This is a genomic window from Pseudomonas sp. G5001, assembly GCF_013385475.1.
Classification (GTDB): Bacteria; Pseudomonadota; Gammaproteobacteria; order Pseudomonadales; family Pseudomonadaceae; genus Aquipseudomonas.
Map to the genome: position 1 here is coordinate 235300 of NZ_JACAPZ010000026.1, position 21041 is coordinate 256340.

The window sequence follows — 21041 nt, forward strand, 5'->3', positions numbered from 1 at the left end:
TCCCTCTCAACCGTTTCTTACATTCAGGACAATGACCGTCGCGCCAAGAAAGGCGATGATCATACTGATGAAGTACAAACTGTCTTGAAGAGCCAGTACCCCTTGGTCAATGGCGTCAAAACGCGCAGACGGGCTCAGGGAAAGAAGGCGGTCAATCAGCCATACCGGAACTTGATGTTCAATCGCATCAAGAATGGATGACAGGCCACTGGCGGTCAGCAGCAAGCACAGGGTTACGGTGAATATAATCGCGCGATGGTGTGTCAGTGCGCAGATAAAACAACCCACGGATAGATAACATCCGGCCAATACCCAACTTCCCAGGTATTGTGACGCAATGACTGTATTGTCCGGATTGCCAAAATAGTTGACGGTGATGACTATCGGGAAGGTCAACAGCAGGGCCACGCCGGAAACAATCCAGGCCGCCAGAAACTTTCCGACCACTATCTCGAAACGTGTGACGGGCAGGGTTTTCAGGAACTCCATGGAACCGGTGGTGGGCTCGTCGGCCCAAAGCCGAGTGCATAGAACAGGTGTCAACAGTAAGTAGAGCCAGGGGTGCAACTGGAAGAAGCCCTGCAAGTCGGCACTGCCGACTTCCAGTAACCGGGTTGAGTGGAAGCCAAATACAGCAGCGGCGGTCAGGAAAACCGCAGTGCTCAGGTAAGTGACGGGAGCCGAAAAATAACTGACCAGTTGACGCTTGAATATGACCGGGAGAAGTTTCAAATCGATGCCTCCTGGCTCATATGGTGCACAACGTCATCCAGGCGCCCGGCTTCCAGGTTCAGGGCATTGAGCTTCCAGCGGCGCTGGGTGACCAGTGCATTGATGTGGGGGTAGATGATTTGCCCCGGCAGGGCGAGTACGGTCACTGTGCCGGGAGTCTCGCGGTCTTCCTCGATGCCGGCGACCCCGGGCAATACCGCCAGGGCCAACAGGTCCAGCGGTGTGTCGGCTGCAAGGGTGACCGCCTGGTGATGACGGGAGCTGCGCTGCAGTTCGGGCACCGAAGCGTCTGCCACCAATCGGCCGTCGGCTATCACCAGTGCGCGGTTACAAATACCGGTCAGTTCTTCCGGCGCACGGGACGCGACAATGATCGTCATCTCGTCGCTGAGCGACTTGATGAGCATTCTGACTTTGTGTTTCTGGTCGGCACTCAGACCTTCTGTTGGCTCGTCGAGCAACAGCAGGCCGGGGTCATGCAGGATTGCCTGGGCGATGGCTACCTTGCGTTTCAACCCGTCCGTGAGGGTTTCCACCGGGCTTTTGAGTATCCGCCACAACTCAAGCCGTGCAACTGCCCGGTCAATCATCTTGCGTTTTTCCGCGCCGCGGAATCCGCGTATTTCGGCAATGAAACCGAGAAAGGCCTTTACACTCATTGCACCATGGCTCAAGAGTCGCTCTGGCTGGTAGCCGGTGACTTTCTTTGCCTGGAATACGTTCAGGGCGATATCGTTACCGAATATTTTTATATGGCCTGAAGAGGGTGTAGTCGAGCCTGAGATCATTTTGATAATAGTTGTTTTTCCCGCACCATCATTTCCAAACAGCCCGAGGCATTCCTGGGGTTGGGCGTTGAATGAGAAGTCATGAATAATGTTTTTTCCGCCCATGGTTTTTGTCAGGCTCGTTATCTCGATCATTATGCTTTTCTACTGAATGGATATGGCAAGGCTGGATTAACCTGGGTGAACAGCAGGTTGTGAATGTTCGAAATTCAATGCTTGAAATCTTTTTATGTTGAAGCTTTTCCGACGTCGCACTGTTAAAAAATGGTACGTTCAATAAACGCTCTTGGAAATGCTGAGGGGGCTGAATAAGATAAGTCCTACATGCCAGACTATGACTCGCTGAAACAATTGTTTTGCTTTTGATGATTTAATTACAGTCGTTGTTTATTTGGTGTTTATTTAAAGTTTATGCCAATTTGAAATGGAGCCTGATGTCATGCTGCTTCTACGTACCCTTGTTCTTGAACAGTCCGGGCATGATGCACCGGTCAATGGTGCACTGCTTTGTGGTTTTGCGGTGGCGCAGATCTCTTCAAACTTTCTTGCCTACAGTCTGGATGAAGAAACAGAGCCCGGTAGTTCACGGGTGTACATCGCAGCGTTGCGCAAAAAGTCCGAACGTTACTTTCTGGGGGCGATAGACTCCAAGGAAGACCTGCAAATAGCGACCCATGTCTTCAAGCAAATCCTGACGCTCGCGGCTGCTCCCGGGGCAAAATCTGCAAGCAGCGGCGAAACTCAGATTCCCTTTCATTTTGTTGATTTGAAAGGCTGCAAATTGCCCCCGGCCAGGCCTGAAGATCATCACTCGTTGACGATCAAGAAATCCCTGGTGATGAAGGTGATTACCCTGGGAACGTCGGCGCCCGGTTTGCCCGCCATTGAAAGCAACACGTTGATCGTGCCGTCGATTCGTTTCTCCTCAAGAATGGTGTCTGCTCCCAGGTCCCCCGATCCTTCAGAGCCTGCGTGGTCATTGCCCGAGCCGGTGACGCAGGCGCCCGAGGCTGAGCTCGAGATATCCGAGCCGCTCGTTGAGGCGCCACTACAGGCACCGATCGAGGCGCCTGCTGTCGCTGCGCCAGTGCCGGCGCCCATAGTCCAACAACCTGAACCGGTCCCCCAGGCGCCGCCGCCCATGCCTGCCCGGAATGAGTCAGCCTCGTTGTTTGAAGTGGACGATACGCTGGCCAATCTTTCCCGATTGTCACAGGAGCTGACGCAGCAAAAGCTCAGCGTGCTCAAGCAGGAAGAAGCGCTTGATCAGTTGCGTCTCGAACTGCGCCAGGAAAAGGCTGACCTTGAGCAGGAGAGTCAGCGGAGTGCCGACAGGATTGCCGAAAAGGAAACGTCCCTGGAACAGTTGGCCCGCACGCTGGCCCTCCGGGAAGAGCATCTGGCTGGCAGCTCGGCGCTGAACCAGACAGAGCAGCGTCGAATGGACGAGCGTGCGCGCTACCTGGAGAGCCAGGAAGCCCAGTTGCATGACCGTGACCTTGCGGTGCGCCTCAAGGAGCAACAGCTGACGGCTGCGCTGTTCCAGTTGCCTGTCCTGCGGGACAACCTGAGGGTTACGCTTCAATCCCTGGATGAGTCACTTGCATGGCTTGGCGAGAACGGGCGCGGCCAGCCTGAATGCGGCCCGACCCAGACGGAGGCTGACTGATACGCGTCGTTGCCGGAATCCGCCGGTGGGTCTGGCTACTTTCCCGAGTTCATTTATCATCGACCCCCACAGCCGACATCGGGCGTTAAATGCGTTGTGCCTGATGCGGCAGCGGGTCTGAAAAATGCAAACTTCCAGGGGATGTAGAGCTTTTGAGCACCAAGCTGATTACCAAAGAAGGTCATGAGGCCCTGAAAAAGGAGCTTGATTACCTGTGGCGAGAAAAGCGCCCTGATACCACCCGCAAAGTGACGTGGGCGGCCTCCCTGGGGGACAGGAGCGAAAACGCTGACTACCAGTACAACAAGAAGCTGCTGCGGGAAATTGATCGTCGGGTGCGTTATTTACGCAAGCGCCTGGAAGACATGCGCGTGGTCGAGTACATGCCCGAGCAGGAAGGGAAGGTGTTTTTCGGCGCCTGGGTGGAGATTGAAAACGAACAGGGCGAGACCAAGCGGTTTCGCATCGTGGGGTACGACGAGATCTATGAACGTATGGACTACATCTCCATCGACTCACCCATGGCCCGGGCACTGTTGCGCAAGGAAGTGGATGACGAGGCGCTCGTGCAGACCCCCAGTGGCGAAGTGTGCTGGTGGATCACCGCTATCGAATATGTGAAGTGACAACGGATGGCCCGTATGCATGAACGCGTGCGGGCCATCTGCGTTTTCAGCCCTCGCGCAGCACCGTCAACGGGCTGGCATTCAGTGCACGGCGGGTGCCGAACACGCCGGCACCGCCGATCAGCACGGCGCCGATCACCGGCAGCAGCAATAGCCACGGATGCGGGTGCCAGGTCAGGTCGAACGCGTAGCGGTACAGCACCAGTGTCACCAGTTCGGTGCCGAGCGCTGCCAACAGCCCGCTGACTGCGCCCAACAACCCGAACTCGATACGCCGGGCCTTGACCAGCAACTTGCGCTCAGCCCCCAGCGCCCGCAGCAGGGCGCCCTGGCGAATCCGCTCATCGAGGGTTGCCTGGAGCCCGGAGAACAACACGGCCATCCCCGCTGCCAGGACAAACAACAGCACGTACTCCACCGCCAGGGTGACCTGGGCCAGGATGCTGCGCAGTTGTTCCAGCAGTGCCTCTACCTGCAGGATGGTCACCGCCGGGAAGGCCCGGGACAGGTCGACGATCTGTTGGTCATGGCCGGGTGCGAGGTAGAAGCTGGTCAGGTAGGTGGCCGGCAGGTCCTTCAGGGTGCCGGGCTGGAAGATCATGAAGAAGTTGGGCTGGAAGTTGTCCCAGTTGATTTCCCGCAGGCTGGTGACCCGCGCTTCACGGTTTTCCCCGCCGACGGTAAACACCAGGTGATCGTTGAGCTTGAGTTTCAGGCTGTCGGCGACCTTGGCCTCCACCGAGACGCCTGGAATCTCGTCGGTCGGTTGCGCCGTCCACCAGGAGCCCGCCGTCAGCTTGTTGCCCGGTGGCAGGTCGGCGGCCCAGGTCAGGCTCAAGTCTCGCTGTACTGCACGATCGCCGCTGGAGTCCTTGCTGACAATCTCCTGCACCGGGGCGCCATTGATGCTGATCAAGCGTCCCGGCACCACCGGATACAACGGAGCAGACTGTGCCTGCAATTCCAGCAGGCGTGCGCCGAAGGTGTCTTTGTCGGCAGGCAGGATGTTCAGGGCGAAATAGTTGGGGGCGTCCTTGGGCAACTGGTTTTGCCAGGTGTCCAGCAATTCGCCCCGCAGCAATGCGATCAGTCCCATGGACAACAGGATCAGCCCGAATGCGAGGGACTGGCCCGCCGCCGCCAAGGGGTGACGCAGCAACTGGCCCAGCCCCAGGCGCCAGGGCAGGGAGGCCCGGGCCAGCAGGCGTCGCAGGCTTTGCAGCAACAGGAGCAGCAGGCCGCCGAGAACCAGCGCGGCAATCACGCCGCCGCCCAGCAGGGCGAAGGTCAGCACCAGGTCGAGGCTCAAGCGCCACATGATCAGGCCCAGGGCGAAGAGCGCCGCACCATAGACCATCCAGGTGCTGGAAGGGATTGGCAGCAAGTCGCGGCGCAATACCCGCAGTGGCGGCACCCGCCCCAGGGCGGCCAGCGGCGGCAGGGCGAAACCGGCGAGGGCTACCAGCCCGGTGCCAATCCCGGCAACGGCCGGCAGCAGCCCGCCGGGTGGAACGTCCGCCGGCAGCAGGTCATGCAACAGCGCAAACAGGCCCAATTGCGCCAGCCAGCCGAGCAGGGCGCCGGTCAGGCTGGCCAGCAACCCCAGCACGGCCAATTGCAGGCTGAACAGCAACATGGTTTCGCGTCGCGACAACCCGAGGCAGCGCAGCAGGGCGCTGGCATCAAAGCGTCGGCTGGCGAAGCGATTGGCCGAGAGCGCCACGGCCACGCCGGAGAGCAGCACCGCCACCAGGCTGGCCATGTTCAAGTAACGTTCGGCCTTGCCCAGCGCGCCGCCGATCTGCTGGTTGCCGTCGCGCGCATCCTGCAGCCGCTGGTTGGCAGCCAGGCCGGGCTTGACCAGGTCGCGATAGGTTTGCAGCACGGTGCCGCCCTGTGGCGCTCGCCACAGGTCGCGATAACTCACGCGACTGCCGGGCTGCACCACGCCGGTGGCTTCAAGGTCGGCCAGGTTGATCATCACCCTGGGCGTCAGGCTATAGAAGTTGCCGGCGCGATCCGGCTCATAGGTCAGCACGCGGGAAAGGCGCAGGGTCTTCATGCCGACGTCGATGCTGTCGCCGATTTTCAGGTTCAGTGCCGTCAACAGCCGTGCTTCCACCCAGGCTTCACCGGGTTTGGGGCCACCTCCGGCAGTTTCTTCGGCGAAGGGTTCGGCGGCGCTCTTCAGCTCGCCGCGCAACGGATACGCCTCGTTGACCGCCTTGATGCTGGACAGCTGGATGCCGGCGTCAGTGGCAATCACGCTGGAGAATTCCACCACCCTGGCGTGCTGCAGGCCCAGCTCGGTGCCACTCTGGATTTGCTCGGTGCGGGCGGGTGAACTGCCTTCCAGCACCAGGTCGGCCGCCAGGAACTCGGTGGCGCGCAACATCATCGCGCCGTTCAGGCGGGCACCGAAGTAACCGATGGCGGTGCTGGCGGCCACGGCCACCAGCAGGGCGAAGAACAGCACACGCAGTTCGCCGGCGCGGGCATCGCGCAGCAACTGGCGAAGGGCAAGGCTGAACAGGCGCAACAAGGGCAAGCGTGCCATCAAGGCTCCAGGGGCGCGACCATCAGGCCGGCTTCAAGACGGATCAGGCGACGGCAACGGTGGGCCAGGCGCTCGTCATGGGTCACCAGCACCAGGGTCGTGCCGCTCTCTTTGTTGAGTTCGAACAGCAGGTCGCTGATGCGCTCGCCGGTATGGCTGTCGAGGTTGCCGGTGGGTTCATCGGCAAACAGCACGTCCGGTTCGGCAGCAAACGCCCGGGCAATCGCTACCCGTTGCTGCTCACCCCCCGAGAGTTGGCGCGGCGAGTGGGTGAGACGCTGGCCCAGGCCGACACGCTCCAGCAGGTGTTTGGCGCGCTCGCGGGCGTCCTTGCGACCGTCCAGCTCCAGGGGCAGCATCACGTTTTCCAGCGCGTTGAGGCTGTCGAGCAACTGGAAGGACTGGAACACAAACCCCACGTGCTCGGCGCGGATGCGTGCACGCTGGTCTTCGTCGAGGGTACTCAGGGCCTGGCCGGCGAGGGTGACTTCGCCACTGCTGGGCAGGTCGAGGCCGGCCAGCAGGCCGAGGAGGGTGGATTTGCCGGAACCGGAGGCGCCGACGATAGCCAGGCTATCGCCCTTGTTCAGTTCCAGGCTCAGTTCGTGCAGGATAGTCAGTTCACCTTCCGCGCTGGGAACCACTTTGCTAAGGTTTCGCGCGGTGAGAATGCTTGCGCCCATGGAGAATCCAATGCGAATGTGGTTTTTGAGTGCTGGCCTGGCCTTGATGTGCATGGCCCAGAACGCAGCGGCGGGTACAGTCCTGATCGTTGGCGATAGTATCAGTGCCGGTTTCGGGCTGGATACCAGCAAAGGGTGGGTAGCGTTGTTGGGACAACGGCTCAAGAGCGAAGGTTTCGACGATAAAGTGGTCAACGCCTCTATCAGCGGCGACACCAGTGCCGGGGGCCTGGCACGGCTGCCGGCGGCGCTTGCAGAGCATAAGCCGGACCTGGTGATCATCGAGCTGGGCGGCAATGACGGCCTGCGTGGCCAGCCACCCGAGCAATTGAAACAAAATCTTGCATCGATGATTGAACAGTCCAAGGCCAGCGGTGCCAAGGTGCTGCTGCTGGGCATGCAGTTGCCGCCTAATTACGGGCCGAAATACACCACCGCGTTTGCTAATGTCTACCCGGCCCTGGCCAAGGAAAAAAGCGTCCCGCTGGTGCCGTTTTTCCTTGAAGGCGTCGGTGGTCATCCGGACCTGATGCAGGCTGACCAATTGCACCCGGCGGTTGGCGCGCAGGGCAAGTTGCTGGAAAATGTCTGGCCAACGCTAAAACCACTGCTATGACGCTTTTCTAGCAGCGGTCTTTCGGCTAAGGTGGCGCCCCCCCGATTTGGAGCCCCCGATGTCGCGTCCTGCCTGGTCACTGTTTGCCTACCAACTGATCGAGCCTGACGAACAGCTGGATCTGTTCGCCTGCCAGGAAGTCCGGGTGCATCTGGTGACGCGTCAATTGGAGTTGGGCGGGTCCATCGACCGCACCCTCTGCGGCACGTTGTTGCCTGCCCAGCCGCGCTGGTCATCGGTGGATCGCTCGATCTTCCAGGACCAGCGTTTGTGCCCCCTGTGCCGGGCGATCCTCGAGTCGCAAAAACGCGGCACACCGCCGATCTGGCCAGAGCTGCGCTTCGAGCTTTGAATATGGGTGCCCGCCGGGCAGCCGTGTACAATCCATTTTCTACTACCCGTCGATCTGCGAAGGAATTCCCGGATGTTGTCGCGCCTTTCCGCCGTCACCTGCTGCCTGTCTCTCGCTGCGCTCTGCGCGGCCGGTCCTGCTGCAGCCTTGCAGTTGCCTTTGCCGCCACCGGGTGAAGATATCGTTGGCCAGGTCCAGGTGATCAAGGCCAAGTACGAAGATACCTTCGCGGACCTCGGCACCACCTACGACCTGGGTTATTCGGAGATGGTCGCGGCCAACCCGGGCGTGGATGCCTGGCTGCCGGGAGCGGGTACCGAGATCGTGTTGCCGACGCGCTTCATCCTGCCGCCCGGCCCGCGTGAAGGCATCGTGATCAACCTGGCGGAGTACCGGCTCTACTACTACCCCAAGGGCCAGAACGTGGTGTACACGTTCCCGTTGGGGATTGGCCGTGAAGGCTGGGGCTCGCCAGTGGCCCACACCACCATCACGGGCAAGATCCCGAACCCGACCTGGACCCCGCCAGCCTCGATCAAGGCAGAACACGCCGCCAATGGCGACCCGTTGCCCAACGTCGTGCCGGCCGGCCCGGACAACCCGCTGGGGCCGTTCAAGTTCACCCTCGGCACGCCGGGCTACCTGATCCACGGTTCCAACATGAAGTTCGGCATCGGTACCCGTACCAGCCACGGTTGCTTCCGCATGTTCAACAACAACGTGCTGGAAATGGCCGACATGGTGCCGGTGGGCACGTCGGTGCGGATTATCAACGACGCCTACAAGTTCGGCGCGGCCGGGGGCAAGGTCTACCTGGAAGCCCATACGCCGCTGAACGACGATGGCACCCCATCGGTCGTCGACAAGCACACCGCCGTCATCAACGCCTTGCTCAAGCGTGAAGACCTGTCCAGCAACCTGCGGGTCAACTGGGACCAGGTGCGTGACGTGGTTGCGGCTGAAGACGGTTTGCCGACGGAAATCGGTGTACCCGGCGGGGCGCCGATGGTATCGAGTACGCCGGTCGATCTGCAGCAGTAAGCCTGCACGATCCATAACCCGTTATCGCCTCGCGCGGTGACGGGTTTTTTATTGTCTGGAATCCAGCCAAATCACAGGCAAAAAAAAGCCGATCCAAGAATGGATCGGCTTGATAACAACCCCGGAGGATTATTACTTGCGGCTTGCTTTTTCAAGCATGCGCAGAGCGCGCTCGTTAGCTTCGTCAGCAGTCTGTTGTGCTTTTTGAGCAGCAGCCAGAGCTTCATCAGCTTTACGGTAGGCTTCGTCTGCACGAGCCTGGGAGCGTGCTGCTGCGTCTTCAGTTGCAGTCAGACGAGCTTCGGTTTCTTTGGAGACGCTGCTGCAACCGGTAGCCAGAACTGCGGCCAGAGCCAGAGCAGAGAATTTCAGAACGTTGTTCATCGTGTTCCCCTTCAAGGACTTTCTATTAAATGGCTACTTTCTCAGAGTGAGCTAATAGCCGGCGTACATACTACCCATTACTTGTAGTAAGTAAACTGACGTAGCGCAAGAAGCAAAAAAAATTCTCGCGTCCAATCTATTTTGGCTAATCTTTCGAGAGTCTGTATAAAAAATATGCAGATTTTTGCACTCGGCCGAGGATTGGATCCAGCCTGAAAGGGCCGGCTGGCATGTGTTAAGCCATGTAAACATAAGTCATTTTATATATCGTCCCTGACACTATTGTTCAGATTGTCTTTTCGCCATTCGGTATCTTTTGTGCATGTTGAGGTGACTTTAAGAGCGCGTGTTCGTCTCAAGCTTCAACTGCCGGCAATGTTCAGGCCATCGACGTAAGGAATCTCGATTGGCCCTTTCTATGTCCGCCAGCGCAACGGAAGACGAGCGCGTCTTGAGCAATTGTGCGATTGGCGCCTACTATTTCCCTGTGCTGGTTGTGAGCGCTAGTGCAAGGCACTGGCCGCTTTTCTCGTTGTCGAAACCGGCACCGGGTGGCGTAGATGTTCCTTCGCCGGAAAAACATCGGTAAGGTAGGGGTCAGAAACCAAGACCCGCGAGGAGTAGTGATGAGCGAGGCGTTGTCCATCCACCATGACCAGGCTGGTCATCAGTTCGAGACCAATGTGGACGGTCATCGTGCCTATCTGACCTATATGGATCTCGGGAAGCAGACCCTGGATATCTATCGCACCTTCGTGCCCAACGCATTGCGCGGCCGTGGCATTGCTGCCGCGCTGACCGAGGAAGCGTTGAAGTTCGCCGAAGAGGCAGGTTATACGGTGATCCCGTCCTGCTCCTACGTTGAGCGCTACATGGAGCGCCACCAGCGCCATGCCGCGAAGCTTTGAGCATTGAGTAGGGCGGTACGCAGAGCATCCCAGGATGCATTCCCACGCAGGGCGGGGGAACGATCAAAAAAAACGCCGGGTTTAGCCCGGCGTTTTTGTGTCCGCAGTCTGTGCTCAGCCGCGCTGGCGCTTGGGCAACACGTCCTTGAGCTTGGCGTGCATGCTGCGCAAGGTGGTCTCGGTGGCAGACCAGTCGATGCACGCATCGGTGATCGACACGCCGTATTGCAGGTCGGCCAGGTCCTTTGGAATCGCCTGGCAGCCCCAGTTCAGGTGGCTTTCGACCATCAGGCCGATGATCGACTGGTTGCCTTCCAGAATCTGGTTGGCCACGTTCTCCATCACCAGCGGTTGCAGGGCCGGGTCCTTGTTGGAGTTGGCGTGGCTGCAATCGACCATGATGTTCGGCTTGATCTTCGCCTTGTTCAGCGCCTGTTCGCACAGGGCCACGCTGACCGAATCATAGTTGGGCTTGCCATTGCCGCCACGCAGTACCACGTGACCGTAGGCGTTGCCCTTGGTGGTGACGATGGACACGCCACCTTCCTGGTTGATGCCCAGGAAGCGGTGCGGGCTGGAGACCGACTGCAGGGCGTTGATCGCCACGGTCAGGCCGCCATCGGTACCGTTCTTGAAACCCACGGCCGAGGACAGGCCGGAAGCCATTTCGCGGTGAGTCTGGGATTCGGTGGTGCGTGCACCAATTGCCGACCAGCTGATCAGGTCTTGCAGGTACTGCGGGGAAATCGGGTCCAGGGCTTCGGTTGCCGTCGGCAGGCCCATTTCCGCCAGGTCCAGCAGCAATTGACGACCGATGTGCAGGCCGTCCTGGATCTTGAACGAGTCGTCCAGGTACGGGTCGTTGATCAAGCCTTTCCAGCCGACGGTGGTACGCGGCTTCTCGAAATAGACACGCATCACCAGGTACAAGGTGTCGGACACTTCCGCCGCCAGCACCTTCAAGCGCTCGGCGTATTCGTGGGCAGCCTTGAGGTCATGGATCGAGCACGGCCCGATGACCACGAACAGGCGGTGGTCGGTGCCGTCGAGAATCTCACGGATGACTTCGCGGCCCTTGGTGACGGTCTGCAGGGCAGCGTCGCTCAGGGGGATTTCGCGCTTGAGCTGATCGGGCGTGATCAGGGTCTCGTTGGATTCGACGTTAAGGTCGTTGATCGGTAAATCAGCCATCGTGTTACTCGTCAGGGTCACGGGTGCCGGCCGCCAGCGATCCCCGTGCGGCGGAGCACAGCATGATTTAAGTGCAGCGGGGAGCGGAACCTTAGCGCGTTACAAGGCTGCGAGACAATGGGCAACGTCCGCTTTAATCCAGCGCTGGCAGCACAAAAGCCTCATGGGAGAACTCGCCGGCATGGCGCGTGACCCATTCCCGGGCCAGCGCTTCGCTCTGCCCGGGTGTGGGCTCGGCGCCTTCGTGGAGGCGGCAGTACCGTTCGATCTGGCACACTTGCTCACCCATTCGCGCACCGAACAAGGCCTGCTCATCGGTAAAGGCAATGTCGACGCGGTAGCCGTTTTCGGCCTTGCGGCACCATGCCACATAGCCCGGATAGCGGGCCGTCTGGCCCAGTGAGGGGATGTGCAACTCGATGGCCGCGCCCTGGCGCCAGGCGCGTGGGCAATTGCATGCGACGCCGCCCAGGCCGATAGTGTGCAGCCGTTGGCGGGAAATGCCGGAAATGGGGCGTTGGGTTATTTCGACAGCGACATCATCAGGGTGAGGAAAGAAACGACCCATGCACACGGACTCCGAGCACCGTCCAGTTGACGGCGGTGGCAGCAGTATAGTGAAAGAACTGCAACTTACCGACCTGGATATCGACCAGCAATTATTGGGGCTTCCCGGCACGTCCCTGGTGGTGTTTACCGGTGACGGCTGCTCGCGTTGCCGCTTCCTGCACCAGCAACTGCCGGGTTGGGACTTGCCGGTGGACCGGGTGTGCTGGGTGGATGCGGGTCACAATGGCGGGGCAGTGGAGCGCTACGAGATCTTTCACCTGCCGGCGTTGTTTGTGGTGTGTAACGGGAAATTCCATGGAATATTAGCATCACTGACGCGTCTGACCGCCAGCGACCTGACTCAAGGTGTGCAGCAGGCGCTCAAACGAATACCAGAGGAGTTGCCATGACCGAAGTAACAAAACAGTCGCCACGGATCGGGATCATCGGCACCGGGGCCATTGGTGGCTACTACGGTGTGATGCTCGCGCGCGCCGGCTTCGATGTGCATTTCCTGCTGCGCAGCGAGTACGCGGCGGTCAGCGAGCGCGGCCTGCAACTCAACAGCACGATCCACGGAACCGTGCACCTTCACCCGGTACAGGCTTATGCCCGCGCCGCCGACATGCCGCCGTGCGACTGGCTGCTGGTGGGCACCAAATCGACCGGGAATGTCGAACTGGCCCCGACCATCGCTCAAGTTGCCGCCCCGGACGCCAGGATAATCCTGTTGCAAAATGGCCTCGACGTAGAGGACAGCCTGCGTGAACACCTGCCGCCGTCGCTGCACTTGCTGGGTGGCCTGTGCTACATCGGCGTGCACCGTTCCGGTCCCGGGATCGTCGAGCATCAGGCGCTGGGCCGGGTCAACCTGGGTTACCACAGTGGCCCCGCGGCCAACGATGACAACGGTCGGCAAGCCATCGTCGAAGAAGGCGCCGCGCTGTTTCACCAGGCCGGTATCGATTCCCAGGCCATGGCCAATGTGCACCAGGCGCGCTGGCATAAACTGGTGTGGAACGTGCCTTACAACGGTCTCTCGGTAGTGTTCGGCACGGGCACCACGGCGATGATGGCGGATGAGTCCAGCCGCGAACTGATCCAGGCGCTGATGGCCGAAGTGGTGCAGGGCGCCCACGCCTGCGGGCATGAGATTCCCGCCAGTTACGCCGGGCAGATGTTCACCATGACCGAGAGCATGGATGACTACTTGCCCAGCATGTATCACGATTACGTGCACAAGCGCCCGCTGGAACTGGCGGCGATCTACGCGCGCCCCTTGGCCGCGGCCAACGCGGCGGGTTGTGAATTGCCACGCATGCAGGCGCTGTATCAGGCCTTGAGTTTTATGGATCGGCATAACCGCTGATTGGGGGGAACACCATGGCGAAGGGATTGGGCGACAAACTGGTGCTGGCGATTTCCTCGCGAGCGCTGTTCGACCTGAGCGAGAGCCACAAGGTCTACCTGGCCCAAGGCGTCGAGGCGTACCGCAAGTACCAGATCGACCACGAGGAAGAAACCCTCGAGCCCGGTGACGCCTTCCCGCTGGTGAAGAAACTCCTGAGCCTCAACGCCAGCCTCGGCCGCGCCCGGGTCGAGGTGGTGCTGGTGTCGCGCAACAGTGCCGACACCGGCTTGCGTGTATTCAATTCGATCCAGCATTACGGGCTCGACATCTCCCGCGCGGCGTTTGTCGGCGGGCGCAGCCCTTATCCTTATCTGGCGGCGTTTGGCTGCCACTTGTTTCTGTCCACCCATGCCGAGGATGTGCGCAGCGCCCTGGATGCCGGGTTTGCCGCAGCGACGATTCTGTCGGGCGGCGCAGGTCGGGCCTCCAGTGCCGAATTGCGGATTGCCTTCGACGGCGACGCGGTGCTGTTTTCCGACGAGTCCGAGCGCGTCTATCAGTCGGGCGGCCTTGAAGCCTTCCAGGCCAGCGAGCGCGAATCCGCCCGCGAGCCGTTGCGCGGTGGTCCGTTCAAGGGCTTCCTGGCGGCACTCAACCTGTTGCAGCGCGAGTTCCCCGACGAGTCCTGCCCCATCCGCACTGCGCTGGTGACTGCCCGTTCGGCGCCTTCCCACGAGCGGGTGATTCGCACGCTGCGCGAGTGGGATATCCGTCTCGACGAGTCGCTGTTTCTTGGTGGCCTGGAGAAGTCGGCGTTCCTCGAAGCCTTCGCCGCCGATGTGTTTTTCGATGACCAGGAAGGGCATTGCGAGAAGGCCCGGGAGTTCGTGGCTACCGGTCACGTCCCCCATGGCATCAGTAACGAGTTGAAAATTCAGACCGAGGGCTGAGCACTGCCAAAGGCGCTGCTAAGCTGAATCAATCCCCGCCATCCTGGCTGCCCAGGAGGTTCTATGATTCGTTCGATGCTGTACGCCACTGACCTCGGTCTGTATGCCCCCTATGTGATGCAACATGCCCTGGCGCTGGCGCGAACGTTCAAGGCTGATCTGTATGTGATTCACGTGGTCGAGCCCATCGGGCTGTTCGCCGAATCGGTGTTGCAGAGCTACCTTGATGAGAAGGCCTTGAGTGAATGGCAAAGCCAGGGCCTGACGACGGTGATGGCGACCATCGAGCAACGGGTGCTCGACAGTTTTCGCGAGGAGCTGGGGGACGGGGAGCAGGACCTCAAGTTGATCCGTTCGGTGCGGGTGATCCAGGGTGATCCTTGTGAAGTGATTCTCGACCAGTCGCAGAAACTCTCTGTGGATTTGTTGATCGTAGGTAGTCACAGCCAGGCGGTCGGGGTGGCAACACCTCTGGGGAGAACCGCCGCACGGGTGCTGCAGCTGTCCCAGGTGCCGGTGTACCTGGTGCCGCTGTTGCAGCGTCGACGCAGTGACGACGTGTGATTGGTAGAAAACGATAAAAAGTTCTAGATTTATCCGTCTAACCTTTAATATAGTTATATACCGTCGCTGATACCCGTGGCGTCTATCCGCTTTGAGGGACACATATGAAGCTTCAACAACTGCGCTACATCTGGGAAGTGGCGCACCACGACCTCAACGTTTCCGCTACTGCTCAAAGCCTTTACACCTCGCAACCCGGTATCAGCAAGCAGATCCGCCTGCTCGAAGATGAGTTGGGCGTTGAAGTGTTCGCGCGCAGCGGCAAGCACCTGACCCGTGTCACCCCGGCCGGTGAGCGCATCATCACCACCGCCGGCGAGATCCTGCGCAAGGTCGAAAGCATCAAGCAGATCGCCCAGGAATTCTCCAACGAGAAAAAGGGCACCCTGTCGATCGCCACCACCCACACCCAGGCGCGTTATGCGCTGCCGCCGGTGATCAGCAGCTTTATCAAGCAGTACCCGGACGTGGCCTTGCACATGCACCAGGGCTCGCCGATGCAGATCGCCGAGATGGCCGCCGACGGCACCGTCGATTTCGCGATTGCCACCGAAGCGCTGGAATTGTTCGGCGACCTGGTGATGATGCCGTGCTACCGCTGGAACCGTTGCGTCGTGGTCCCACAAGGCCACCCATTGGCCAAGCTGCCGAAGCTGACCCTGGAAGCCCTGGCTGAATACCCGATCGTGACTTACGTGTTCGGTTTCACCGGCCGTTCGAAACTCGATGAAGCCTTCAGCCATCGTGGCCTGACGCCGAAAGTGGTGTTCACCGCGGCTGACGCCGACGTCATCAAGACTTATGTGCGCCTGGGCCTGGGTGTCGGTATCGTCGCCAAGATGGCGGTCGACACCAAGCTCGACAACGACCTGGTGGTGCTCGATGCCAGCGAGCTGTTCGAGTCCAGCGTGACCAAGATCGGTTTCCGTCGTGGCACCTTCCTGCGTGGTTTCATGTGCGACTTCATCGAAAAGTTCGCGCCGCACCTGACGCGCGAAGTGATGGCCAAGGCCATCCAGTGCCACAACAAGCAGGAACTGGAAGAGCTGTTCGACGGCGTTGAACTACCGGTTCACTGATTGGCTCACTTCACCTCGGTAACAGCAAACTGTTGCCGAGCGCCTCCCACCAGAATCTCCACCTCATCCCCTTCGAACTTGCCCAACAGGCTTTTGCCCAGGGGCGAGCGTGGGGTGATGACGGTCACCGGTTGCCCCACCACATCGACCTTCAAGCCTGCGCCGTCCGGCGCCAGGAATAGCCACTGCTGGCGATCGTTTTCATCTGCCAACCCCAGTAATGCGCCCACTTCGATGCCGCGCTGGTCATCGTAGGCTCGCAGCTGCATGTTCTGGCAAAGCGTCAGCGCCTGCCGGATCTCCTCGACGCGTCGGGCCTGGCCGGCTGCCAGGTAAGAAGCCTCCAGGCCCAGGGTGTCGTACTTGTTCTCGGCGATGTTTTCTTCGTGGGTCGCGGTTTCGTACGCGGTTTGCGCGGCGCGCTGGGCGATATCGAGATGGACCGCGAGCTTGTCCAAAACCAACTGGTGAACGGCGTGTTTATTCATGGGCGGCTTTCGTGATCAATCGCAAAATTGCAGGACGTTGGCCCGGCTCTTGTCGTTGGGGGCGTTCTGGTCCTGTTGCAGCCAGAACTGGCATTTGGGGTTGGACAGGTTACGCGGGTTGTTGCGGGCCTGGTCCAGGGTTTGCTGTTGCTCCTGCTTGCGCAGGTTCTCCTGGTACTGCTCGAACATCCGGTTCGGCGGCTCCGGTGCAACCACCTCTGGCTTGCCCAGTTGCTGCACCACTCGGGCCACCGGCGCCACGGTTTGCTCGGGCAGGTAGCGGGAAGCCAGCCACACGCTCAGCACAATGGCGATAAACCCCAGCCACAGGCCGAAGGCCACGGCGATACTGAGCTTGAACAGCGAGAACGAACGATCAGACATGGTGGCCTCCTGGCAGGCACGTGCGGCATGGCGCCGATTGTCCCACAGCCGCGCGCAGAATAATCGCGATCAACCCTTCTGTATCGAGGCATTTATACGGACAATCGAGCCTTTGAGCGTTGGAGCCCGGAATGAAAGCCCGCTGGGATATTTTTTGCAGCGTCGTCGATAACTACGGCGACATCGGCGTGACCTGGCGCCTGGCCCGGCAATTGGTGGCGGAACAAGGGTGTGCGGTGCGCTTGTGGGTCGATGACCTGCGGGCGTTCGAACGCATGTGCCCCGAGATTGATGTGCAGGTGCACCAGCAATGGCAAGAGGGCGTCGACGTGCGCTACTGGCCCTCCGACTGGCCGGCGACCGACGCGGCAGACGTGGTGATCGCTGCGTTCGCCTGTCAATTGCCGTCTGACTACATGGAGGCGATGGCCGCACGCGACCGCACGCCGCTGTGGATGAACCTGGATTACCTGAGCGCCGAAGACTGGGTGGTCGGCTGCCACGGTTTGCCCTCGGTGAAATTCAAGGGCGTGCAAAAGTACTTCTTCTTTCCCGGATTCCGTCCCGGCACCGGCGGTTTATTGCGTGAGGCGGGGCTGCTGGAACAGCGCGATGCCTTCCAGCAAGACGCCGCCGCCCGGCAGCAGTTTCTGCAGGCGCTTGGGGTTTTCCCGGTGGACGGTGCGCGAATGATGTCGTTGTTCGCCTATGAAAACGCCGGGCTGGCCAGTTGGCTCGACGTGCTGGCGGCCGATGGGCGCGCCACTCATCTGCTGGTGCCGGAAGGGCGGATCCTCGGAGATGTGCAGGGCTGGCTGGGGGTCGAGTCATTGGAAGTAGGTGATGTGCACCGGCGCGACGGGTTGACCGTGCAAGTGCTGCCGTTTATGCGCCAGGAGCAATACGACCGGCTGTTGTGGTGCTGTGACTTCAACGCCGTGCGCGGCGAAGATTCGTTCGTGCGGGCGCAATGGGCCGGGCGGCCACTGTTGTGGCATATCTATCGCCAGGACGAAGACATTCACCTGGACAAGCTCGATGCGTTCCTTGAGTTGTATACCGAAGGTCTGTCTCCGGCTGCGAAAGTCGCGTTGGTCGGCCTTTGGCAGGCCTGGAACGCTGATGGCGATATGGCACTTTGCTGGAAAATGCTGCTGGAACACTGGCCGGAAGTGACCGCGAACGCCGAGAAATGGGCTCTGGAACAAGGCTCGCGGACCGATCTTGCGACGGCGCTGGTACAGTTTTATGTAAATTGGATATGATACGCGACCTTGATTTTTGTAAATCCCATCCAAATTTCGGATATTCGCAATGAAAACTGGTAAAGAACTGAAACCCGGTACAGTGATCCGTCTCGAAAACGACCCTTGGCTGGTTCAGAAAGCTGAGTTCACCAAGTCTGGTCGTAACAGCGCAATCATGAAGACCAAGCTGAAGAACCTGCTGACCGGTTACAAGACCGAGATCGTCTACAGCGCCGATGACAAACTGGACGACGTGATCCTCGACCGCAAAGAAGCGACCCTGTCCTTCATCAGCGGCGACACCTACACGTTCATGGACACCACCGACTACACCATGTACGAGCTGAACGCTGAAGACATCGAAGCCGTTCTGCCGTTCGTGGAAGAAGGCATGGAAGACGTCTGCGAAGCTATCTTCTTCGAAGACCGTCTGGTTTCCGTAGAGCTGCCGACCACTATCGTGCGTAAGGTTGCCTACACCGAAGGTTCCGCTCGCGGCGACACTTCGGGCAAGGTGATGAAGCCTGCCAAGCTGGCTAACGGTACCGAACTGCAAGTAGCCGATTTCATCGAAATCGACGACCTGATCGAGATCGACACCCGTGAAGGTGGTTCGTACAAAGGTCGCGCCAAGAAGTAATTCTTGCGCCACCGGTACGATAAAAAAAGCCCGACCATGCGTCGGGCTTTTTTGTGGGTGCCGGTTTTTACTTCAGGTGTTGCTTCAGCTCCTCGGACGCCTGCAGCAGCGCCGAACGAACCTCCGGTACCTGGCTGACGACATTCAGCAAACCGTAGTCATGGATCATGCCGTTGTAGCGCACGGCGGTCACCGGTACACCGGCTTCATCCAGCTTGCGGGCATAGGCTTCGCCTTCGTCACGCAGCACGTCCGAGCCTGCGGTCTGAATCAACGCAGGTGGCAAACCCTTGAGCTGCGCGGTGCTTGCCCGCAGGGGCGACGCATAGATCTCGGCGCGCTGGTTGGTGTCGGTGGTGTAGTTGTCCCAGAACCACTTCATCATGTTGCGGGTCAGGAAGTGGCCTTCGGCAAACTGGTTGTAGGACGCGGTGTCGAAGTTGGCGTCGGTCACCGGCCACAACAGCAATTGGAACTTGATTGACGGTGTGCCCTTGTCCTTGGCCATCAGGCTGACCACCGCTGCCATGTTGCCGCCGACGCTGTTGCCGGCGACGGCCAGGCGTTTGCCATCGACGTTGATCTCGCTGCCGTGTTCGGCCACCCACTTGGTTGCCCCGTACGCCTGGTTGATCGCCACCGGGTAGTGCGCTTCAGGTGATGGCGTGTAGTTGACGAACACCGCCGCCGCTCCCGACCCCACCACCAGGTCACGCACCAGGCGCTCGTGGGTCGGGAAATCCCCGAGTACCCAGCCACCGCCGTGGAAGAACATGAACACCGGCAATGTGCCCTTGACCCCGGCCGGACGCACAATGGTCAGGCTCAGCGGCTGGCCATCGACCTGAATGGTCTTCTGGCTCACGTCGGCCTTGGGCAGCGTCAGTTTCACGCCTGACTGTGCACCTGTCAGCACCGCACGGGCTTCCCTGGGCGTCAGTTGCTCCATCGGTTTGCCGGTGCCGGCGTTCAGTACATCGAGAAACGCCTGGGTGTTGTGCTCCACGTCACCGCCGGCCGCAAAGGCATTGGTGATCGAGAAGGCGAGCAGGGTGCCGGTGAGTACTTTGCCAAATGTGTTCATGTTCTTCTCCAAAAAACCGCGTGGGTCAGACGGTTACGTGCAGGCGTACATCGACGTTGCCACGGGTGGCGTTGGAGTAAGGGCAGACCTGGTGCGCAGCGTCGACCAGGCTTTGCGCGTCGTCCTGGGCCAGGCCGGGCAAGCTGACGTGCAGGTCGATGTCCAGGCCGAAACCGCCGGGGATTTGACCGATGCCGACGTGGGCAGTGATCGAAGCGTCATCCGGGATTTTGCGTTTGGTCTGGCTGGCGACGAATTTCAGGGCACCGATGAAGCAGGCGGAGTAACCGGCGGCGAACAGTTGTTCCGGGTTGGTGGCCTGGCCACCCGCGCCGCCCAGTTCTTTTGGCGTGGAGAGTTTTACATCGAGGATGTTGTCGCTGGAAACAGCACGACCATCACGGCCGCCGGTGGCGGTGGCTACTGCGGTGTAGAGAGCTTGCATGGTGATTTCCTCGTCAGTGTTTGCGCTAAATGTTTGCGCGCTAAGTAAGTGGCGAGGTGAATGTATCGCGCTAATAGTTAGTGCGCAAGATATATTTGGAAAATATTTTGCGCGCTTTGATAGCCAGGCATTGCACAAACAAATGTGGGAGCGGGCTTGCTCGCGAATGCGGTGTGACAGTCACTAGATGCATTGACTGATCCACCGCATTCGCGAGCAAGCCCGCTCCCACATTTTTTGATGCGTGGTGCCTTTAGAGGGAGACTTGCAGGTTTTTTCGCAGTGCCAGTAAATCGCCCTGCAGCTTGCGCAACTGCTCGATGTCCAGCCCGCTGGCGCCCAGGATGCACTGTGGAATATCCATGGCTTTGTCCCGCAGGGCGCGCCCGGCCTCGGTCAATTCAACCACCACCACGCGCTCGTCTTCGCGGCTGCGGGTGCGGCTGAGCAGGCCTTCGGCTTCCAGGCGCTTGAGCAGCGGCGTCAGGGAGCCGGGATCCGTCAGCAGGCGATTGCTGATTTCGCCTACGGTCAAGCCATCCTCTTCCCACAGCACCATCATGGCCAGGTACTGCGGATAGGTCAGGCCAAGGGCTTGCAGCAGCGGTTTGTAGACCTTGGTCATCAACAACGAGGTGGAATGCAGGGCAAAACACAGCTGGTTGTCGAGCAACAAGGATTCGCAGGTATCGAGGGGCTTGGTCATGGCAGTG

Annotated in this window: 25 protein-coding genes; 13 read left to right on the forward strand and 12 right to left on the reverse strand. The window is 59.9% G+C overall.

Annotated elements, in window-relative coordinates; all coding sequences use genetic code 11:
* Positions 1-6: 6 nt before the first annotated feature.
* Both HX805_RS21315 and HX805_RS21320 read right to left on the reverse strand, forming a co-directional pair.
* Positions 7-732 (reverse strand): ABC transporter permease, encoded by a 726-nt coding sequence (locus HX805_RS21315; RefSeq protein WP_102368438.1) that lies wholly within the window; start codon positions 730-732, stop codon positions 7-9.
* A complete protein-coding gene (locus tag HX805_RS21320; RefSeq protein ID WP_177080489.1) occupies positions 729-1655 on the reverse strand; it encodes an ABC transporter ATP-binding protein in 927 nt (308 codons plus the stop codon). The genes HX805_RS21315 and HX805_RS21320 overlap by 4 nt, the downstream gene beginning before the upstream one ends.
* A 304-nt stretch (positions 1656-1959) precedes the next feature.
* Here HX805_RS21320 and HX805_RS21325 point away from each other — a divergent pair, with 304 nt between their 5' ends.
* Together HX805_RS21325 and greB are read left to right on the forward strand one after the other, a co-directional pair.
* Positions 1960-3189, forward strand: coding sequence for a hypothetical protein (locus HX805_RS21325; RefSeq protein WP_177117293.1), 1230 nt, complete (start codon positions 1960-1962; stop codon positions 3187-3189).
* A gap of 152 nt (positions 3190-3341) precedes the next feature.
* Positions 3342-3815 (forward strand): transcription elongation factor GreB, encoded by a 474-nt coding sequence (gene greB / locus HX805_RS21330; protein WP_008437752.1) that lies wholly within the window; start codon positions 3342-3344, stop codon positions 3813-3815.
* A gap of 46 nt (positions 3816-3861) precedes the next feature.
* Here greB and HX805_RS21335 read toward each other — a convergent pair whose 3' ends face one another.
* Together HX805_RS21335 and HX805_RS21340 are read right to left on the reverse strand one after the other, a co-directional pair.
* The gene (locus tag HX805_RS21335) at positions 3862-6372 is read right to left on the reverse strand and encodes an ABC transporter permease (RefSeq protein WP_177117294.1); all 2511 of its coding nucleotides are present in this window, start codon (positions 6370-6372) and stop codon (positions 3862-3864) included.
* The gene (locus HX805_RS21340; RefSeq protein WP_003218726.1) at positions 6372-7055 is read right to left on the reverse strand and encodes an ABC transporter ATP-binding protein; all 684 of its coding nucleotides are present in this window, start codon (positions 7053-7055) and stop codon (positions 6372-6374) included. Before HX805_RS21340 ends, HX805_RS21335 begins: the two co-directional genes overlap by 1 nt.
* Before the next feature lie 10 nt (positions 7056-7065).
* On the opposite strand from HX805_RS21340, the gene HX805_RS21345 reads away from it, so the two are divergent.
* The 3 genes from HX805_RS21345 to HX805_RS21355 all read left to right on the forward strand — a co-directional run bounded on the left by HX805_RS21345 (position 7066) and on the right by HX805_RS21355 (position 9064).
* Positions 7066-7671: an arylesterase gene (locus HX805_RS21345; RefSeq protein ID WP_177117295.1), complete on the forward strand. Its 606-nt coding sequence runs from the start codon at positions 7066-7068 to the stop codon at positions 7669-7671.
* A gap of 58 nt (positions 7672-7729) precedes the next feature.
* A complete protein-coding gene (locus HX805_RS21350; RefSeq protein ID WP_003218723.1) occupies positions 7730-8023 on the forward strand; it encodes a hypothetical protein in 294 nt (97 codons plus the stop codon).
* Positions 8024-8095: 72 nt separating this feature from the next.
* A complete protein-coding gene (locus HX805_RS21355; protein ID WP_008437756.1) occupies positions 8096-9064 on the forward strand; it encodes a L,D-transpeptidase family protein in 969 nt (322 codons plus the stop codon).
* 132 nt (positions 9065-9196) lie between these two features.
* On the opposite strand, the gene oprI is transcribed toward HX805_RS21355, so the two are convergent.
* Complete coding sequence (gene oprI, locus HX805_RS21360; RefSeq protein WP_003172710.1) at positions 9197-9448, reverse strand: outer membrane lipoprotei OprI; 252 nt, start codon at positions 9446-9448, stop codon at positions 9197-9199.
* Between the two features lie 626 nt (positions 9449-10074).
* Here oprI and HX805_RS21365 point away from each other — a divergent pair.
* Positions 10075-10356, forward strand: a complete 282-nt coding sequence (locus HX805_RS21365; RefSeq protein ID WP_003189869.1) for a GNAT family N-acetyltransferase — start codon at positions 10075-10077, stop codon at positions 10354-10356.
* A gap of 114 nt (positions 10357-10470) precedes the next feature.
* Here the strand turns inward: HX805_RS21365 and HX805_RS21370 are convergent, their stop codons facing one another.
* Positions 10471-11547: a 3-deoxy-7-phosphoheptulonate synthase gene (locus HX805_RS21370; RefSeq protein ID WP_003218719.1), complete on the reverse strand. Its 1077-nt coding sequence runs from the start codon at positions 11545-11547 to the stop codon at positions 10471-10473.
* 133 nt (positions 11548-11680) lie between these two features.
* Complete coding sequence (locus HX805_RS21375; protein ID WP_177040064.1) at positions 11681-12115, reverse strand: PilZ domain-containing protein; 435 nt, start codon at positions 12113-12115, stop codon at positions 11681-11683.
* Between HX805_RS21375 and HX805_RS21380 the strand changes: the two genes are divergently transcribed.
* From HX805_RS21380 to cysB, 5 genes are all read left to right on the forward strand, one after another.
* Positions 12114-12506, forward strand: a complete 393-nt coding sequence (locus tag HX805_RS21380; RefSeq protein WP_102605075.1) for a thioredoxin — start codon at positions 12114-12116, stop codon at positions 12504-12506. The genes HX805_RS21375 and HX805_RS21380 overlap by 2 nt on opposite strands.
* Complete coding sequence (locus tag HX805_RS21385; protein WP_102368441.1) at positions 12503-13465, forward strand: putative 2-dehydropantoate 2-reductase; 963 nt, start codon at positions 12503-12505, stop codon at positions 13463-13465. The genes HX805_RS21380 and HX805_RS21385 overlap by 4 nt, the downstream gene beginning before the upstream one ends.
* Before the next feature lie 14 nt (positions 13466-13479).
* Positions 13480-14397: a 5'-nucleotidase gene (locus tag HX805_RS21390; RefSeq protein WP_003218711.1), complete on the forward strand. Its 918-nt coding sequence runs from the start codon at positions 13480-13482 to the stop codon at positions 14395-14397.
* Positions 14398-14460: 63 nt separating this feature from the next.
* Complete coding sequence (locus HX805_RS21395; protein ID WP_003218709.1) at positions 14461-14961, forward strand: universal stress protein; 501 nt, start codon at positions 14461-14463, stop codon at positions 14959-14961.
* A gap of 104 nt (positions 14962-15065) precedes the next feature.
* Entirely contained in the window at positions 15066-16040 is a 975-nt protein-coding gene (cysB, locus tag HX805_RS21400; RefSeq protein WP_003218707.1) for an HTH-type transcriptional regulator CysB, read from the forward strand.
* Between the two features lie 5 nt (positions 16041-16045).
* Here the strand turns inward: cysB and HX805_RS21405 are convergent, their stop codons facing one another.
* A complete protein-coding gene (locus tag HX805_RS21405) occupies positions 16046-16528 on the reverse strand; it encodes a GreA/GreB family elongation factor (RefSeq protein WP_177117296.1) in 483 nt (160 codons plus the stop codon).
* 15 nt (positions 16529-16543) lie between these two features.
* Complete coding sequence (locus tag HX805_RS21410) at positions 16544-16912, reverse strand: hypothetical protein (protein ID WP_003218702.1); 369 nt, start codon at positions 16910-16912, stop codon at positions 16544-16546.
* Between the two features lie 131 nt (positions 16913-17043).
* On the opposite strand from HX805_RS21410, the gene earP reads away from it, so the two are divergent.
* Positions 17044-18177 carry an elongation factor P maturation arginine rhamnosyltransferase EarP gene (gene earP, locus HX805_RS21415; RefSeq protein WP_177117297.1) on the forward strand — a complete coding sequence of 378 codons (1134 nt, stop codon included), beginning with the start codon at positions 17044-17046 and terminating at the stop codon, positions 18175-18177.
* A gap of 49 nt (positions 18178-18226) precedes the next feature.
* Complete coding sequence (locus tag HX805_RS21420; protein WP_003218698.1) at positions 18227-18799, forward strand: elongation factor P; 573 nt, start codon at positions 18227-18229, stop codon at positions 18797-18799.
* 67 nt (positions 18800-18866) lie between these two features.
* On the opposite strand, the gene HX805_RS21425 is transcribed toward HX805_RS21420, so the two are convergent.
* The 3 genes from HX805_RS21425 to HX805_RS21435 all read right to left on the reverse strand — a co-directional run bounded on the left by HX805_RS21425 (position 18867) and on the right by HX805_RS21435 (position 21034).
* Complete coding sequence (locus HX805_RS21425; protein WP_177117298.1) at positions 18867-19883, reverse strand: alpha/beta hydrolase; 1017 nt, start codon at positions 19881-19883, stop codon at positions 18867-18869.
* A 25-nt stretch (positions 19884-19908) separates the two neighbouring features.
* Positions 19909-20328 carry an organic hydroperoxide resistance protein gene (locus tag HX805_RS21430; RefSeq protein WP_003218695.1) on the reverse strand — a complete coding sequence of 140 codons (420 nt, stop codon included), beginning with the start codon at positions 20326-20328 and terminating at the stop codon, positions 19909-19911.
* Positions 20329-20581: 253 nt separating this feature from the next.
* A complete protein-coding gene (locus tag HX805_RS21435; protein WP_003218693.1) occupies positions 20582-21034 on the reverse strand; it encodes a MarR family winged helix-turn-helix transcriptional regulator in 453 nt (150 codons plus the stop codon).
* Positions 21035-21041: the final 7 nt, after the last annotated feature.